This is a genomic window from Enterobacter cloacae complex sp. IR5412 (assembly GCF_049237385.1).
GTDB lineage: Bacteria > Pseudomonadota > Gammaproteobacteria > Enterobacterales > Enterobacteriaceae > Enterobacter > Enterobacter intestinihominis.
In genome coordinates this window covers 67,479-83,763 of record NZ_JBMKHQ010000004.1, presented here as the reverse complement: position 1 = coordinate 83,763, position 16,285 = coordinate 67,479, and the positions used below count along the sequence as shown (strand labels likewise).

Below are 16,285 nucleotides of genomic sequence, written 5' to 3'. Positions count from 1 at the left end.
CAAATCCACACGCCAACGACTGGAAGCCCGTCGTCTTCCGGTCGCTGGCTTTTTAATCAATTCGCTGTATCAGTAAGATAGCGGCGAATGGCGCGCAGGACCGCATCCGGTTTTTCCGCGTGGACCCAGTGCCCGGCACCGGCGATGACGTGAGCGCGAGCCTGCGGAAATTGCGCCAGCAGCGTGTCACGGTACGCGTCAGTGACGTAAGGGGAGTTGCCGCCGCGAATAAAGAGGGTAGGGTGCGGCCAGGCGGGGACATTTTCCCACCCCACAATATGCGAATACTGATCCCACAGTACCGGGACGTTAAAGCGCCATTGTCCGTCAACAAAGGATTTCAGCAGGAACTGGACTACGCCTTCTTCATCGAGATGCTCGCGCATAACGGCTGCCGCCTGCTGGCGTGTGGAGACGCCTGACTCTGTCACGGCATTGATCGCAGCGAAAATCTCATCGTGACGGCGAACGTCGTAATTGACGGGCGCAACGTCAATGACCACCAGACCGGAAATTCGCTCAGGGGCCAGCGCTGTAAGCGCCATCACCGCTTTACCGCCCATTGAATGCCCGATGAGCGTCGCTTTCTGGATATTATTCGCATCGAGGGTGTCCCGCAGATCCTGCGCCATGGCTGCGTAGGTCATCTCCTCAGAGCGCCCTGAAAGACCGTGATTGCGCATATCAACCTGGAGGATCTCGTGATCGGTCACTAAATCGCGCGCCAGCACGCCCAGGTTATCCAGGCTACCAAACAGGCCGTGAACCAGTACGATGGGAGAATTATTGTTCGGCGATTGTGCAGTTTGCGCTCGGGTATTCAATTTCATGGCAAAGTTCTTTTTTTAGGTTTGTCAGGTTAGGGTATCATGTTGACCATTCTGCCGCCCGGGGGCAAGGATCCAGTTTAATCTGACTTTTGCCGCCAACCTGGTTTGACGCTATCCGCTGTTGGGATTAGACCTTATAATCTCAACGACTTGTATTCAGATAAGATATCGCACTGGATTAAGATGAAAACAATCGAAGTTGATGACGAACTCTATCAGTATATTGCCAGCCAGACGCGGCATATTGGGGAGAGCGCGTCCGACATTTTACGGCGCATGCTTAAAATTTCCGCCGCCTCACAGCCCACTCCTGTCACTAAAGATGTTGTGTCTCAGCCGAGCGTTGTTGCACAAGTAAAACCTGCCGTCATGCCGGCAAAAGACAAAGTGCGCGCGATGCGCGAGCTGCTGCTGTCCGATGAATATGCAGAGCAGAAAAAGGCGGTTAACCGCTTTATGCTGGTGCTGTCTACACTTTACTCACTGGATAACAACGCATTTGCAGAAGCGACAGAGTCGCTGCACGGTCGCACGCGCGTTTACTTCGCAGGTGACGAGCAGACCCTGCTGCAAAATGGCAACCAAACCAAACCCAAACATGTTCCCGGTACGCCATACTGGGTGATCACCAATACCAATACGGGCCGCAAGTGCAGCATGATCGAACATATCATGCAGTCCATGCAGTTCCCGGCGGAATTGATCGAAAAGGTTTGCGGTACAATTTAACCCTTGCATCAGAAGGACCAGGCAATGGCAAATCACAGCCGTGCAGGACAACCTGCACAACAACGCGATTTGATTAACGTCGCTCAACTGACCGCGCAGTACTACGTGCTGAAGCCGGTGGTGGGCAACGCAGAACACGCAGTGAAGTTTGGTACATCTGGCCACCGCGGCAGCGCGGCGCGCCATAGCTTTAACGAACCGCACATTCTGGCCATTGCTCAGGCCATCGCGGAAGAGCGCGCCAAAAATGGCGTCACCGGTCCGTGCTATGTTGGGAAAGATACCCACGCCCTGTCTGAACCTGCCTTTATCTCCGTGCTGGAAGTACTGGCGGCAAACGGCGTAGACGTGATTGTTCAGGAGAACAACGGTTTCACGCCAACGCCTGCGGTTTCTAACGCTATTCTGGTACATAACAAAAAAGGTGGCGCGCAGGCGGACGGTATTGTGATCACCCCGTCCCACAACCCACCGGAAGATGGCGGCATCAAGTACAACCCACCTAACGGTGGCCCGGCGGATACCAACGTCACGAAAGTGGTGGAAGATCGCGCCAACGCGTTACTGGCTAACGGTCTGAACGGCGTGAAGCGCATCTCGCTGGATGAAGCCATGGCGTCCGGCCACGTGAAAGAGCAGGATCTGGTGCAGCCGTTCGTGGAAGGGCTGGCGGATATCGTCGATATGGCCGCTATCCAGAAAGCCGGTCTGAAGCTGGGCGTGGATCCGCTGGGCGGCTCCGGTATTGAATACTGGAAACGCATTGCCGATCACTACAAGCTGGATCTGACCATCGTGAACGATCACGTCGATCAGACCTTCCGCTTTATGCACCTGGACAAAGACGGCGCGATCCGTATGGACTGCTCCTCCGAATGCGCGATGGCGGGCCTGCTGGCGCTGCGCGACAAGTTCGACCTGGCGTTTGCCAACGACCCGGACTACGACCGCCACGGTATCGTCACCCCCGCTGGGCTGATGAACCCGAACCACTACCTGGCTGTTGCGATTAACTATCTCTTCCAGCACCGTCCGCAGTGGGGCAAAGAGGTTGCGGTGGGTAAAACGCTGGTCTCTTCCGCCATGATTGACCGTGTGGTCGATGCGCTGGGCCGCAAGCTGGTGGAAGTGCCGGTGGGCTTCAAGTGGTTTGTTGATGGTCTGCACGACGGCAGCTTCGGCTTTGGTGGTGAAGAGAGCGCGGGGGCATCCTTCCTGCGCTTCGACGGTACCCCATGGTCAACCGATAAAGACGGCATCATCATGTGCCTGCTGGCGGCGGAAATCACCGCGGTTACCGGTAAGAACCCGCAGGAACATTACAACGACCTGGCGGCACGCTTTGGTGCGCCAAGCTATAACCGTATTCAGGCTGGCGCGACCTCTGCTCAGAAAGCCGCTCTGTCCAAACTCTCTCCGGAGATGGTCAGCGCAAGCACCCTGGCAGGTGACCCGATCACCGCGCGTCTGACGGCGGCACCGGGTAACGGCGCATCGATCGGCGGCCTGAAAGTGATGACCGAAAACGGCTGGTTCGCCGCGCGTCCATCCGGTACGGAAGATGCGTACAAAATCTATTGCGAAAGCTTCCTCGGCGCTGAGCATCGTCAGCAGATTGAGAAAGAAGCGGTAGAGATTGTCAGCGAAGTGCTGAAAAACGCGTAAGTGGTGTCTGGTGCGGGCTGATGCCCTCACCCAGGCCCTCTCCCACAGGGAGAGGGAGAAAACATTGATCTCGTAGGCCCGGTAAGCGTTAGCGCCACCGGGCTTCTTTTTTAACTATGCTTATTCTTCAGTTCAAATCTCGGCGATACCAGACCGTACAGCGTCCAGCCCATAAAGGTCACCATCGCGCCATACAGCATCGCCTCCTGACCGGACGAGTAGAGCGCATAGAAGCTGTAAATCGCCCCAATCAGCGCCACGATATTGGCCGCCCGGGCTTTGCGCGGATCCACCTTCGCCACCTTCTGAATAATCACCAGTGCCGCCATCGACAGAATGTACGGAATGATGTTCGTCACCACCGCCAGGTTGACCAGTACATTAAACTGGCTGTTCAGTGACGGGCTGATGGTCATCAGCGACAAACCGCTCTGGAAAATCACAATCGCCAGCATACCCTGTACCGGCGCATCCGCTTTGGTGACGCGGGAGAAGATTTTCGGGAAATAACCTTCGTCAGCGGAGGATTTGAATACCTGGGCGATGGTGAACTGCCAGCCCAGCAGCGAGCCGCAGCAGGACATCACCATCAGTCCCATGATCACTTTCCCTACCTCTGGCGTAAACATCTGCGCAAACGCCAGCCCGAACGGCGCCGTGGAGTTGGCGAGATCCATGTTGGGCACAATTCCCGCAATCACGTTGGTTGAGACGATATAGATCACCGCCGCCCCCAGCGTCCCGCCGAGTACCGCGATCGGCACGTTCTTTTCCGGGTTTTCCACCACTTCCGCATTCGCACAGGCTGACTCGAGACCGAGGAAAGCCCATAGCGTCATGGCGATCGACGATCCCACGGCGGTGAAGAACGGCACGTGGTGCGGGTTCCAGGAATTGGCGTACAGCGTCGGGCTAAACCAGAACCAGCCGATGATGCACAGACCGACAACCGGAATGATCACGCCCCAGACGGTGATGCTGCTGAGTTGTCCGGTGATGCGCGCGCCGCCAAAGTTGGCGACGGTGCAGATCCACAGCACGCCGATGGTCGCCAGCCCAATCTGCACCGGGGTCAGCGTCGCGCCAAACAGCTCCGTACCGTAACCGACAGCGGAGATGGCAATCGCCACGTTGGCGATCAGCAGCGACACGCCGTAGGTGTAGTTGGCCATAAAGTTGCCCGACTTGCCAAACGCATATTCGGCATAGCCGCCCATGCCGCCAGACTTACGGCTGAACATCCCGCACTTGGCAAACGCCCACGCCAGCGCCATTGAGCCGACTGCCGTTACCAGCCAGGAGATAATCGAAATCGTCCCCACTTCAGCGAGCTTGGTGGGCAGCATGATGATCCCGGACCCCATCATATTCACCATGGTGAGGATAGTGAGTTGTACCACGCCCATCTTGTTGGACTTACTCATAATTTTTCTCCTTTCAGCAGAGACGGCTGAGCGGCGGGGTGTTTAATGACGTAGCAGCGTACCTGTTTGCGCCCGTCACACTCCTCGACGTAAACCCCCTGTAACTCCGGCGCAAAGCCCGGCAGCAGATTGATCCCGTCTTCCAGCGCGGCGAAATAGCGCAGCACGGAACCGCCCCAGACTTCCCCCGGAACCACGCACAACACCCCCGGTGGGTAAGGCAGCGCGCCTTCCGCGGCGATACGGCCTTCCGCGTCGCGCAGTGACACCAGCTCGACCTCACCGCGCAGATAGGCATAGTTCGCCTCCTGCGGGTTCATCATGACGCGCGGGAAGTGAGACTTGCGGAACATCTCTTTCTGCAACTGCTTCACGTTATGGCGGGCGTAGAGGTCGTGCATCTCCTGACAAATCTGACGCAGGGAATAATCCGCATAACGTTTCGGATGTTGCTTATAAAGAGAGGGCAGAACCTCTTTCAGCGGCACATCGCTCTGGAGCAGTTTTTCGAAGCGCACCAGCTGGGCGACGAGCTGCTGCAATTTGCCCATGTCCTCCGCCGGGGTGAGCAGGAACAGAATGGAATTGAGGTCGCATTTTTCCGGCACGATGCCGTTTTCACGCAGGAAGTTGGCGAGGATGGTGGCGGGCACGCCGAAATCATCATACTCGCCGGTGCGGGCGTTGATGCCTGGCGTGGTCAGCAGCAGTTTGCAGGGATCAATAAAATACTGATGCTCGGCATATCCCTCAAAGGCGTGCCAGCGTTCGCCCGGAACGAAATGGAAGAAGCGCAGATCGGTGGCGATCTCCGCCGTATCCCAGCTTTCCCACGGACGGCCATCCACCGTCTCCGGCACGAACGGGCGAATAAACTGACAGTTCTGAAGGATCAGTTTTCGCGCTTCGATACCCGTCACCACGCAGTCCATCCACATGTTGCGCCCACTTTGCCCCTCGTGCATGCGGGCGTTGATATCCAGGGCGGCAAAAAGCGGATAAAACGGGCTGGTGGAGGCGTGCATCATAAAGGCGTTGTTGAGGCGCTTATGCGGAACATAGCGCGGCTGGCCTTTTATGTGGCTGTCCTTCTTATGGATTTGCGAGGTTTGCGAGAAGCCCGCCTGCTGCTTATGCACCGACTGGGTAACCAGAATGCCCGGATCGTTTTCGTTCAGCTCCAGCAGCAGCGGCGAGCAGTCGGCCATCATCGGGATAAACTGCTCGTAACCCACCCAGGCGGAGTCAAACAGGATGTAATCGCACAGGTGACCAATCTTATCCACCACCTGACGGGCGTTATAAATAGTACCGTCGTAGGTGCCCAGCTGGATCACCGCCAGACGGAAGGGACGTTCATCCCGCGCGCGACCAGGCGCGACCTCTGACACCAGTTCCCGCAGGTAACTCTCGTCGAAACAGTGTGCGTCAATACCGCCGATAAACCCGTACGGGTTGCGCGCTGTTTCCAGATACACCGGCGTCGCTCCCGCCTGTAACAGCGCCCCGTGGTGGTTAGATTTATGGTTATTGCGATCGAACAGCACCAGATCGCCTGGCGTGAGCAGGGCATTGAGCACCACCTTATTGGAAGAGGAGGTGCCGTTCAGCACGAAGTAGGTTTTATCCGCATTAAAGACTTTTGCCGCATGCTGTTGGGCGATGCATGGCGCACCTTCATGGATCAGCAGATCGCCCATTGCCACGTCGGCATTGCACAGATCGGCGCGGAAAAGCGTTTCGCCAAAGAAATCGACAAACTGGTTTCCGGCCGGATGGCGGCGGAAGAACTGGCCTCCCTGATGTCCGGGGCAGTCAAACGCGCTGTTCCCCTGCTGGACGTAATCGACCAGCGCGCGGAAGAACGGCGGACGGAGCTGGGTTTCGTACTTCTGCGCAGCCGCTTCAAGCTGGCGTCCGTAGTACGCATTGCTGGTGTCGGAGTACTCAAAAACGCCGTGAATACGCGACAAAAATTCAGCCGGAACCCTTTCTTCTTTATGCGTGGCAATAAACACCGGAATACCGAATCCCGTGGCTTCTATTTCTTCTATGGCGCCATTGAAAATATCACTGACGGCCAGAACCACGGCTGCCACATCAATATAATCCGATGCGGTGACATCCACGATCTCGCGCGAAGTGGTAAAGCATTCAGGGCAGGCACGGCTGACGGCAATTTTTAACGTTTTCATCTTTATCTCTTTATTTCAGGCAATATGGGTCCCTCGACTTCTTGCGGTAAAGAAATCGATTTTTTCCGGAAAAAAAAGCAAAGCGCGTCCGCTGATACGAAATCAGTTAATTGCTTTTTTGCTGAGTAGAATTCAGTCCGCCCGGTTGCGGAGAATCTGAATCACAAGGAATGAGCGCAGGTGTTCACAGGCAACAGCCTGTAAAATAGCGTTTTTCAGGATAACCTGTAAGCAGATGCGCCAGAAGTCGAAGGACTACCGGGCGTTAAAGAGATGAAAGTCAAAACAGTTTCGGTGGGCAAACATCATGATATGTGTTGTCCGCCTTATATGGGGCATTAAACGATTATTGTTTTCCATGTTCATTTTCCTTTCAGTAATTGAAAGCACGGTCATTTTATCCAGGAAAAAGGGATTAACTGTGAAACAGATCACCAATAACCGATCATTTCAGAAATAATTAGTCGTTATGAGTGAATAACGCAGATCAAAATGCTGTTTTGTTGGTTTGGTGTTAAGTTGGTGTTCTAAATATGTTTAGTGAGGGCGAATATAGGCATGAAAATAATCTCGTCATTATTTTCATGCCTATATTCAGGCTGGTGTGTTCTTTATTTAAAATTAAAGTGAATACTTATTCAGATCATAAACCGATATCCGATACCGGTTTCTGTTAATAAATGACGAGGACGCGCGGGATCGGCTTCAAGTTTCTGGCGAAGGTGTCCCATATAAATGCGTAAATAGTGACTATGTTCGACAGCATTCGGTCCCCAGACCTGGCTTAACAGCTGTCGCTGCGTTAACACTTTTCCGTGGTTACTGAGCAACACGGCCAGCAGACGAAACTCGATAGGCGTAAGGTGGATCTCTTCTTCCCCTCGCACGATGCGGCGGGCAGCAAGATCGACGCGGATATCGCCAAAGACGTACACCGGTTCAGAAGGAGTGGTGGCACTGTGTCGACGCAGCGCCACACGCAGCCGGGCCTGTAACTCGCCAATGCCAAACGGTTTTATCAGATAATCATCCGCTCCGGCATCCAGCGCGGCGATTTTATCCGTCTCTTCGGTGCGGGCAGAGAGCACCAGAATGGGCATCTGGCTCCACTGACGCACCTCACGAATAAAATCGATGCCATCGCCATCCGGGAGTCCCAGATCCAGGATCACCAGATCTGGCTTGCGGGTGGCGGCTTCAATTAACCCCCGTTGAAGCGTACCGGCTTCATGAACGCGCAAACCGTCGCCTTCCAGCGCGGTACGCAGAAATCGGCTGATAGCGAGCTCATCTTCAACAATCAGAACGTTAATCACAAATCCTCTGGTAATTCATCAAGTTCTGGTGGGGTTTCAAGAGGAAGTGTAACACAAAAGCGTGCCCCACCTTCCGGGCGGTTCTCTGCGGAAATGGTGCCGCCATGCACATCAACAATCGCCTGGCAGATCGCCAGCCCCAGCCCGACGCCCGGAATGGCAGATTCCTTATTACCGCGCGCAAATTTTTCGAATATGGCGCGCTCCTGGCCGGCCGGAATACCCGGCCCGGTATCCCAGACATCGAGCCGCAGCACACGTTTATCCACCCTGGCAGCAATCCCCAGCCGGGCCTTTGTCCCGGCGTATTTAGCGGCATTTTCCAGCAGATTAATCAGCACGCGCTCAAACAGCGGGCCATCCACATGGATTAACGTCAGGGGTTCCGGCATGTCCAGCTCGATATGGCGCCCGCCGAGACCCGGCTCCAGCATCTTCAGCGCACTGCCGACAACCTCCTCAAGGGTGAGCCACTCTTTTTTGAGGTTAAACCCGCCGGACTGAATGCGCGCCATGTCCAGCAGGTTGTTCACCAGACGCGTGGTATTTAGCACGTGCTGACGAATTTCGCTGGCCTGCATCGCATGTTTTGATCCTTCCGCCGCCAGATCCAGCGTCAGAATTTCGGACTGGCCAAACAGCACGGTAAGCGGGGTGCGCAAATCGTGAGACAGCGCTGCCAGAAGCGAATTGCGAATACTTTCGCGCTCGCTTGCCAGCCGCGCCTGCTCTTCGCTGGCGGTGAGCGCCAGCCGTTCAAGGGCGCTGGCGACCAGCAGGGTGAAGGTTTCCAGCAGGCGCTGCTGCTCGGGGATCATCAGCTGACGCAGGTTAGACGGCTCGACGATGACCAGCCCGTGATTTTTATCCGCGCTGCGCAGCGGCAGGATCTGGTAAGGCACCCCGGGCAGAGTGTCGGTGCCGGCACCGGCAGGTAAACCCTTATCAAAGCTCCAGCGGGCAATCGCTTCATCCCAGGGCGTCATCCCCGAAGGGGAGGTCAGCGGGCGAAGGCGCCCCTGCTCGTCGGGGAGCAAAATCAGGTTACTGGCATGAAAGGTCGAACGGATAAACTGCTCGCTGGTCTGGACGATATCCTGCTGCGTGCGACCGACCGCCAGCGATTTTGACATCTCATACAGATGGCGGGTGCGCTGCTCGCGATAGCGGGCAATGCGTGCCTGGTAGCGCACGCCTGCCGTCAGATTCCCGATCACCAGCCCGACGGTAAGCATCACGGCAAAGGTCAGAATGTACTGCACGTCCGAGACAGCAAGCGTCCCGCGCGGAGCGATAAAAAAGAGGTCGAAGCTGATGACGTTGATCACCGTTGCCAGCACCGACGGCCAGCGGCCATAAAAGAGCGCGACCACAACGACGCCCAGCAGATAAATCATGACCAGATTGGCGGCATCGAAGGCGATTAGCCACTGGCTGGCAATCACCGTAATCAGGGCGCAAAGGACCACGGCCACGAGGCAGCCCCGGATCTGGACGCGCCATTTATCGCCAAAGGTGCGTGCGTCCGGCGTACGGCCGGGCAGGGGGGTGGGCTTGTCATCCAGCGCGACGATGACTAAATCCAGATCCGGCGCGCGGCGGGCCAGCCTGTCGGCAAAAGATTCGCGGCTAAACCAGCGGCGATGCTGACGACGTCCAATGACAATCTTGCCCAGGTTATGCTCGCGCGCGTAGCGCAGAATGGCTTTATCTTCCTGCGGTTCGGAAAGGGTTGCGGTTTCGGCACCCAGCTCCTGCGCCAGCCGCAGCGCGCTCAAAATGGCGCGACGCTGATTTTCCGGCAGGCCGTGAAGCTGTGGCGTTTCGACATACACCGCGTGCCAGACGCTGCCAAACTTCGCCGCAAGCCGGGCGGCGGTGCGGACCAGTTTTTCATTGCCGCTGCCGTGACCAATGCATAACAGAATGGCGTCACGCGTGTGCCAGACGCGCTCCCGCCCCTGCAGGTCTCGCCAGGCGCGCATCTGGTCATCCACGCGATCGGCGGTGCGGCGCAGGGCCAGCTCGCGCAGGGCAATCAGGTTTCCTTTGCGGAAAAAATGTTCGATGGCGCGTTCGGCCTGGCCGGCAATATACACCTTGCCTTCGTGCAGGCGCTGGCGCAGATCGTCAGGCGGCAGGTCAACCAGTACGACTTCATCGGCAGAATCAAAAAACGGATCGGGGACGGTTTCCCGCACCTGGATACCGGTTACCCCGCTTACCACGTCGTTCAGGCTTTCCAGATGCTGAACATTCACCGTAGTGAAGACGTCGATGCCGGCTTCAAGCAGCTCCTCAACATCCTGCCAGCGCTTCGGGTGGCGTGAGCCAGGCGCGTTGCTGTGCGCCAGTTCGTCCATCAGGATCAGCGCGGGGCGGCGGGCGAGGGCGGCATCAAGATCGAACTCCGTCACCAGCCGACCGCGATGGCTGATACGCTGGGGCGGCTGCGTCGCCAGCCCCGTCAGCAGCGCCGCCGTCTCTTTGCGACCGTGGGTTTCCACCACGCCGATGAGAATATCAAGCCCCTGCGCCCGAAGCCGCTGGGCTTCCGTCAGCATGGCGAAGGTTTTCCCGACGCCCGCGCAGGCGCCGAAGAAAATTTTCAGCTTGCCGCGGTGGGCTTCAGCCGTCTGTTCAAGCAGCCTGTCCGGATCCGGGCGCATGGGCTCTTCGGTCATTTAGTTCTTCCTTAGCGCATCCAGCGCCAGATTCAGCTCAACAATGTTCACTACCGGCATGCCGATGAAGCTGACCAGCGGCTTTTGCGTATGTTCTGCAACCAGCTGGCTCACCTGCTCGACGGTCAGCTGACGGGCGGCGGCCACGCGTGGGATCTGCCACGCCGCTGCGTCCGGCGTCAGGCTGTAATCCAGCCCGCTCGCGGAGGCGGTGACCAGCTCAACCGGTACCTCACGGCTGGCCTGCGGATTCGCGGCGCGCAGGGCGGCAACGCGTTCAGCAACGGCTTTGTCCAGGTCAGGATTACTGCCAGCCAGATTGCTGCCGCCGGAGGCCATTGGATTATACGGGCTTTCCGCAGTGGCGGAAGGGCGTCCCTGGAAGTAGCGCGGGTCCGTAAAGTTTTGCCCAATCAGACGCGAGCCGCGGTTTTCACCGTTCTGGATAATCAGCGAGCCGTTGGCCTGGTCCTCAAACCACCACTGGCCCAGCGCGGTTGTCATCAGCGGGTAAAGCCCGCCGGTAATCAGAGACAGCAGAATAAACAACAGTATAGCGGGACGTAACATCGTCATGAGATTCACCTTTTAAACCAGCCCGAACAGCGTTAACAACATGTCGATAACCTTGATCCCAATAAAGGGCACCACCAGCCCACCCAGACCGTAAATCCACAGGTTACGGCGCAGCATGGCGGCGGCCGTCAGCGGCTTATAGCTCACCCCTTTCAGCGCCAGCGGAATAAGAAAGACAATAATCAGCGCGTTGAAGATCACCGCGCTCAAAATGGCCGAGGCCGGAGAGTGCAGGTGCATCACGTTCAGGGCATTCAGCTGCGGGTAGGTTGCCGCAAACGCCGCCGGGATGATGGCGAAATACTTCGCCACGTCGTTGGCGATACTGAACGTGGTCAGCGAGCCGCGCGTCATCAGCATCTGCTTCCCGATATGCACCACTTCGATCAGCTTGGTCGGGTTCGAGTCGAGATCCACCATGTTGCCCGCCTCTTTTGCCGCCTGGGTACCGGAGTTCATTGCCACCGCCACGTCGGCCTGCGCCAGCGCCGGGGCGTCGTTGGTGCCGTCGCCGGTCATCGCCACCAGACGGCCTTCCGCCTGATACTGGCGAATGAGGGCCAGCTTCGCTTCCGGCGTCGCTTCGGAAAGGAAATCATCCACGCCCGCTTCGGCGGCAATGGCCGCCGCAGTCAGACGGTTATCCCCGGTGATCATCACCGTTTTGATCCCCATCTTACGCATCTGGGCGAAACGCTCTTTTATACCGCCTTTAACGATATCCTTCAGGGCGATAACCCCCAGAACGCTTGCACCTTCCGCCACCACCAGCGGGGTTGCCCCCTGACGCGCTACGCTTTCCACCAGGTGGTCGACTTCCGGAGGGAAATGTCCATTATTGGCTTCAATATGACGGCGGATGGCATCAACGGAGCCTTTACGGATCATTCGGTCCTGAATGTTAATTCCACTCATCCGTGTTTGCGCCGTGAAGGGCACGAACGTGGCGTGCAGGCTTTGTACGTCGCGCTGGCGCAGGTTAAAGCGCTGCTTGGCGAGGATCACGATACTGCGACCTTCCGGCGTCTCATCGGCCAGCGAAGAAAGCTGCGCCGCGTCGGCCAGCGTTTTTTCATCCACGCCGGGAGCAGGTAAAAAGTCAGAGGCCTGACGATTACCCAGGGTGATGGTCCCGGTTTTATCCAGCAGCAGTACGTCTACGTCACCCGCCGCTTCAACGGCGCGTCCGCTGGTGGCGATGACGTTCGCGCCCAGCATACGGCTCATCCCCGCCACGCCAATCGCGGAAAGCAGGCCGCCGATAGTGGTGGGGATCAGACAGACCAGCAGGGCGATCAGTACGGTGATGCTGACCGCTGTACCGCCGTAGGCAGAGAAGGGCCACAGGGTCGCCGTTGCCAGCAGGAACACAATGGTGAGCGCCACCAGCAGAATGGTCAGGGCGATCTCGTTCGGCGTTTTACGACGCTGTGCGCCTTCCACCATGGCGATCATCCGGTCGAGAAAGGTTTCGCCCGGGTTAACGCTGCACTGGATCACCAGCCAGTCGGAAAGAATGCGCGTTCCGCCGGTAACTGAGGCGAAATCTCCGCCCGACTCACGGATCACCGGTGCGGATTCCCCGGTAATGGCGCTTTCGTCTACCGACGCGCCGCCCTCAATTACCTCCCCGTCGCAGGGGATGATGTCCCCGGCTTCCACCAGCACCACGTCACCTTTGCGCAGTTCATCCGCCGGAACGTGGTCCATCTGCGCGCCGTATTTAGGTTCGCGTAATTTGCGCGCAAAGGCGGTTTTTTTGACCCCTTTCAGACTGTTGGCCTGCGCCTTACTGCGGCCTTCCGCCAGCGCTTCGGCAAAGTTGGCGAACAGCACGGTAAACCACAGCCACAGGCTGATGGCGCCGGTAAAGGTTGCATTTCCTGAAAGGTGTCCCGTTCCCATGGCAATCGCCAGTGCGGTGGTGAGTAAACTTCCAGTCCAGACAATAAACATCACCGGGTTGTGCCACTGCACGCGCGGGCTCAGTTTTTTTACCGCATCCATGATGGCCTGACGAACTAACGTCGGTTCGAGCAGGGCCAGTTGTTTACGACTCATGACAAATTCTCCGCAAAATCAGCGTAAAGAGAGATATTCCGCAACCGGGCCTAACGCGAGGGCGGGGATAAAGGTCAAGGCACCTACCAGCAGAACGGTGCCAATCAGCAGGCCGACGAACAGCGCGCCGTGAGTCGGTAACGTACCGGTAGTGGTCGGCTGGATCTTCTTATTCACCAGTGTTCCGGCGATCGCCATGACGGGAATAATCACGCCGAAACGACCGAAGAACATGCAGAACGCCAGCAGACAGTTCCAGAACGGTGAGTTGGCACTTAACCCTGCAAAGGCGCTGCCGTTGTTGTTTGCGGCAGACGAAACGGCGTAAAGCACTTCGCTAAAGCCGTGAATGCCCGGGTTAAAGATGCCGCTGCGCCCGGCGTCGGTCATCAGCGCCAGCGCGGTACCGAGCAGCACAAGGGTAGGGGTGACCAGGATTGCCAGCGCGGTTAATTTCATTTCGCGGACGTCGATTTTTTTGCCGAGATATTCCGGCGTGCGGCCGATCATCAGCCCGGCGATAAACACGGCGAGCAGAACGAACAACAGCATGCCGTACAGCCCCGAACCGACCCCACCGAAGACCACCTCGCCAATCTGCATCAGCCACATCGGGATCATGCCGCCAAGCGCGGTGAAAGAGTCGTGCATGGCGTTCACCGCCCCGCAGGAGGCCGCCGTGGTGACCACCGCGTAGAGGCTGCTGGCAAGAATGCCGAAGCGGCTCTCTTTGCCTTCCAGGTTGATATTGCTGTTAGCCCCCAGCTGCATGAAATGGCTGTTGCCGTTCCATTCGGCCCACATCACCAGTGCAACGCAGACCACGAAGATTAACGACATGGCCCACAGCAGCGTACGGCCCTGGCGGCGATCGTTAACCACATCGCCAAAGGCGAAGCAGAGCGCGGCGGGGATCAGGAAGATCGCCAGCATCTGTACAAAATTGGTTAATGCCGTTGGGTTTTCAAACGGATGCGATGAGTTGGCGTTGAAGAAGCCGCCCCCGTTGGTGCCCAGCATCTTGATTGCTTCCTGCGACGCCACTGGCCCCATTGGCAGGAGTTCCCTGCCCCCTTCAAGCGAGGTGTAAGGGGTATAAGGCAGCAGGTTTTGCAGAGTGCCTTGCTGTATAAAGAACAGGGCAATAATCAGCGCAACAGGCACCAGGATCCAAAGGGTGATGCGCGTGACATCAACCCACGCGTTGCCAAGCGTGCTGACATTCTGACGGGCAAACGCGCGCGTCAGGGCGAAGATCACCGCGATACCGCTGGATGCAGACAGAAAGTTTTGCACGGTTAACCCTGCCATCTGGCTGAAGTAGCTGAGCGTGGTTTCACCGGCGTAAGACTGCCAGTTGGTATTGGTGACAAAGCTGACCGCCGTGTTCAGCGCCAGATGCCAGGATAAACCTGGTAACTGCTGCGGATTCAACGGCAAATTGCCCTGGAGCATGAGCAGCGTAAAGAGGGCAATAAGCCCCACGATATTCAGAAGCAGTATCGCCATCAGGTACTGGCCCCAGCTCATTTCGCGGTCGCTGATACCTGAAATGCGCCAGAGCACGTTTTCAATTTTTCGCGTACCCGGCAGTGGCACGTTGTTTATCAGCCGCGCCAGCGCTGTTCCCAGCGGCCTGGCGAGCACAAACAGCAGCAGTAAAAAGCTGGCAATAAGCAAAAACGCCTGAGCAGCCATCAGAATGCCTCCGCATTAGTCAGGGCATAAATCAGATAACCCAATAACAGGAACACCAGCACGATGCCGGCAATCAGACCTGCACTCACACTCCACCTCCGGGTGACTTTTGTTGTTGTACAAACGGTAGGATTTGTGGCGCAAAGATTTCGCAAAAATCAGAAGGGCAGGTGTAAAAAAAGTATAAAAATGGGAAAGACCACAATTTAACTATTGTTAAGTAAACTGTTAACTTTTTTGTAACTTAATTACAGGCGTGAATGTAAATATTCACGAAATGGATGAAAATAAGTGGTCGGATGAGTAGTAAAATTACAAACAAAGCGGTATTATTTTAACCAGGTCACAGATTTCACATTTTCCGGAGACGGTTTCCGGCCAACTACAGGGGAGAAAAATATGGATCTTTATAAAGAGTATCCGGCTCATATCGTGTTCATGCGTCGCACTTTCGCCGTAGTGGCTGGCGTGCTGGCCCTGCCGGTGATGCTGTTCTGGAAAGATCGCGCACGTTTTTACAGCTATTTGCACCGCGTCTGGGCGAAAACCAGCGAAAAGCCGGTGTGGATGGATCAGGCCGAGAAAGCAACCTGCGATTTCTACTGATACGGTGTGACATCGTAGCCATAAAAAAACCGCCTACAGCAAAGTGGCGGTTTTTTTGTCCCTCGGGATTCGCGGTCCGTTGGGTAATCTTGCAGCCCCTACCCGGGATTTTTATCATACCCTTCTTTAAAAAGTTCGCAATCCACTTCACCTTTATAAATTCCTAATTTTACTGAAATAACTTACTTTTGGCGTTGGTGTTAATTATGATGCCACGTCCCTTTCCGCCATCTCGCAAATGGGCATCGGTCCTGGGAAAGGTGTATCCATAGCCGTAAAGCAGCCCGCCTACCCGGGCTTGTGTCCACCGATTTATCACCGGTGGTGATAGGTGGAGCGGTTAGCAGCAGGGACCGCATAGTGAAACGCTATTTATGCATCGCGTTCATTGTCGCCAGCGCACTCGTTGTAAAGAGTGATAAACCGAATGTGTTTATTGCCTTTACCCCGATAGCGCAGGACAAGTAGCGTTAAGGCCGCCTCGGGCGGCCTTTTTTATTT

At 56.5% G+C, this 16,285-nt stretch carries 13 protein-coding genes; 3 read left to right on the top strand and 10 right to left on the bottom strand.

All coding sequences use genetic code 11. The features are described 5' to 3' along the window. Positions 1-56: 56 nt before the first annotated feature. Complete coding sequence (ybfF, locus tag ACOTX2_RS09060) at positions 57-830, bottom strand: esterase (RefSeq protein ID WP_022647446.1); 774 nt, start codon at positions 828-830, stop codon at positions 57-59. Positions 831-1,013: 183 nt separating this feature from the next. On the opposite strand from ybfF, the gene seqA reads away from it, so the two are divergent. Then, on the top strand, positions 1,014-1,559 hold the full coding sequence (gene seqA, locus ACOTX2_RS09055) for a replication initiation negative regulator SeqA (protein WP_003858650.1): 546 nt from the start codon (positions 1,014-1,016) through the stop codon (positions 1,557-1,559). Between the two features lie 24 nt (positions 1,560-1,583). Then, positions 1,584-3,224, top strand: a complete 1,641-nt coding sequence (pgm, locus tag ACOTX2_RS09050; protein WP_045621787.1) for a phosphoglucomutase (alpha-D-glucose-1,6-bisphosphate-dependent) — start codon at positions 1,584-1,586, stop codon at positions 3,222-3,224. A 110-nt stretch (positions 3,225-3,334) separates the two neighbouring features. Here pgm and potE read toward each other — a convergent pair whose 3' ends face one another. The 9 genes from potE to kdpF all read right to left on the bottom strand — a co-directional run bounded on the left by potE (position 3,335) and on the right by kdpF (position 15,267). Next, complete coding sequence (potE, locus tag ACOTX2_RS09045) at positions 3,335-4,648, bottom strand: putrescine-ornithine antiporter (protein ID WP_022647448.1); 1,314 nt, start codon at positions 4,646-4,648, stop codon at positions 3,335-3,337. After that, positions 4,645-6,843: an ornithine decarboxylase SpeF gene (gene speF, locus ACOTX2_RS09040; RefSeq protein WP_421625909.1), complete on the bottom strand. Its 2,199-nt coding sequence runs from the start codon at positions 6,841-6,843 to the stop codon at positions 4,645-4,647. Before speF ends, potE begins: the two co-directional genes overlap by 4 nt. A 255-nt stretch (positions 6,844-7,098) precedes the next feature. Next, a complete protein-coding gene (speFL, locus tag ACOTX2_RS09035; RefSeq protein WP_003858645.1) occupies positions 7,099-7,203 on the bottom strand; it encodes a leader peptide SpeFL in 105 nt (34 codons plus the stop codon). 278 nt (positions 7,204-7,481) lie between these two features. Then, complete coding sequence (gene kdpE / locus ACOTX2_RS09030) at positions 7,482-8,159, bottom strand: two-component system response regulator KdpE (RefSeq protein ID WP_022647450.1); 678 nt, start codon at positions 8,157-8,159, stop codon at positions 7,482-7,484. Continuing rightward, positions 8,156-10,843 carry a two-component system sensor histidine kinase KdpD gene (gene kdpD / locus ACOTX2_RS09025; RefSeq protein ID WP_063148009.1) on the bottom strand — a complete coding sequence of 896 codons (2,688 nt, stop codon included), beginning with the start codon at positions 10,841-10,843 and terminating at the stop codon, positions 8,156-8,158. The genes kdpE and kdpD overlap by 4 nt, the downstream gene beginning before the upstream one ends. Further along, positions 10,844-11,419, bottom strand: a complete 576-nt coding sequence (gene kdpC / locus ACOTX2_RS09020) for a potassium-transporting ATPase subunit KdpC (RefSeq protein WP_022647452.1) — start codon at positions 11,417-11,419, stop codon at positions 10,844-10,846. Positions 11,420-11,431: 12 nt separating this feature from the next. Then, the gene (gene kdpB / locus ACOTX2_RS09015; protein WP_063148008.1) at positions 11,432-13,480 is read right to left on the bottom strand and encodes a potassium-transporting ATPase subunit KdpB; all 2,049 of its coding nucleotides are present in this window, start codon (positions 13,478-13,480) and stop codon (positions 11,432-11,434) included. Between the two features lie 18 nt (positions 13,481-13,498). Then, positions 13,499-15,178, bottom strand: a complete 1,680-nt coding sequence (gene kdpA, locus ACOTX2_RS09010) for a potassium-transporting ATPase subunit KdpA (RefSeq protein WP_063148007.1) — start codon at positions 15,176-15,178, stop codon at positions 13,499-13,501. After that, entirely contained in the window at positions 15,178-15,267 is a 90-nt protein-coding gene (gene kdpF / locus ACOTX2_RS09005) for a K(+)-transporting ATPase subunit F (RefSeq protein ID WP_100148835.1), read from the bottom strand. Before kdpF ends, kdpA begins: the two co-directional genes overlap by 1 nt. 310 nt (positions 15,268-15,577) lie before the next feature. Between kdpF and ACOTX2_RS09000 the strand changes: the two genes are divergently transcribed. Then, positions 15,578-15,784 (top strand): YbfA family protein, encoded by a 207-nt coding sequence (locus ACOTX2_RS09000; protein ID WP_014069366.1) that lies wholly within the window; start codon positions 15,578-15,580, stop codon positions 15,782-15,784. The last annotated feature ends 501 nt before the right edge of the window (positions 15,785-16,285 follow it).

Excerpts from the sequence above, each read along its gene's own strand:
- ybfF (WP_022647446.1), bottom strand. The coding sequence starts at position 830 with ATGAAATTGAATACCCGAGCGCAAACTGCACAATCGCCGAACAATAAT.
- seqA (WP_003858650.1), top strand. The coding sequence starts at position 1,014 with ATGAAAACAATCGAAGTTGATGACGAACTCTATCAGTATATTGCCAGC.
- pgm (WP_045621787.1), top strand. The coding sequence starts at position 1,584 with ATGGCAAATCACAGCCGTGCAGGACAACCTGCACAACAACGCGATTTG.
- potE (WP_022647448.1), bottom strand. The coding sequence starts at position 4,648 with ATGAGTAAGTCCAACAAGATGGGCGTGGTACAACTCACTATCCTCACC.
- speF (WP_421625909.1), bottom strand. The coding sequence starts at position 6,843 with ATGAAAACGTTAAAAATTGCCGTCAGCCGTGCCTGCCCTGAATGCTTT.
- speFL (WP_003858645.1), bottom strand. The coding sequence starts at position 7,203 with ATGGAAAACAATAATCGTTTAATGCCCCATATAAGGCGGACAACACAT.
- kdpD (WP_063148009.1), bottom strand. The coding sequence starts at position 10,843 with ATGACCGAAGAGCCCATGCGCCCGGATCCGGACAGGCTGCTTGAACAG.
- kdpC (WP_022647452.1), bottom strand. The coding sequence starts at position 11,419 with ATGACGATGTTACGTCCCGCTATACTGTTGTTTATTCTGCTGTCTCTG.
- kdpB (WP_063148008.1), bottom strand. The coding sequence starts at position 13,480 with ATGAGTCGTAAACAACTGGCCCTGCTCGAACCGACGTTAGTTCGTCAG.
- kdpA (WP_063148007.1), bottom strand. The coding sequence starts at position 15,178 with ATGGCTGCTCAGGCGTTTTTGCTTATTGCCAGCTTTTTACTGCTGCTG.
- ACOTX2_RS09000 (WP_014069366.1), top strand. The coding sequence starts at position 15,578 with ATGGATCTTTATAAAGAGTATCCGGCTCATATCGTGTTCATGCGTCGC.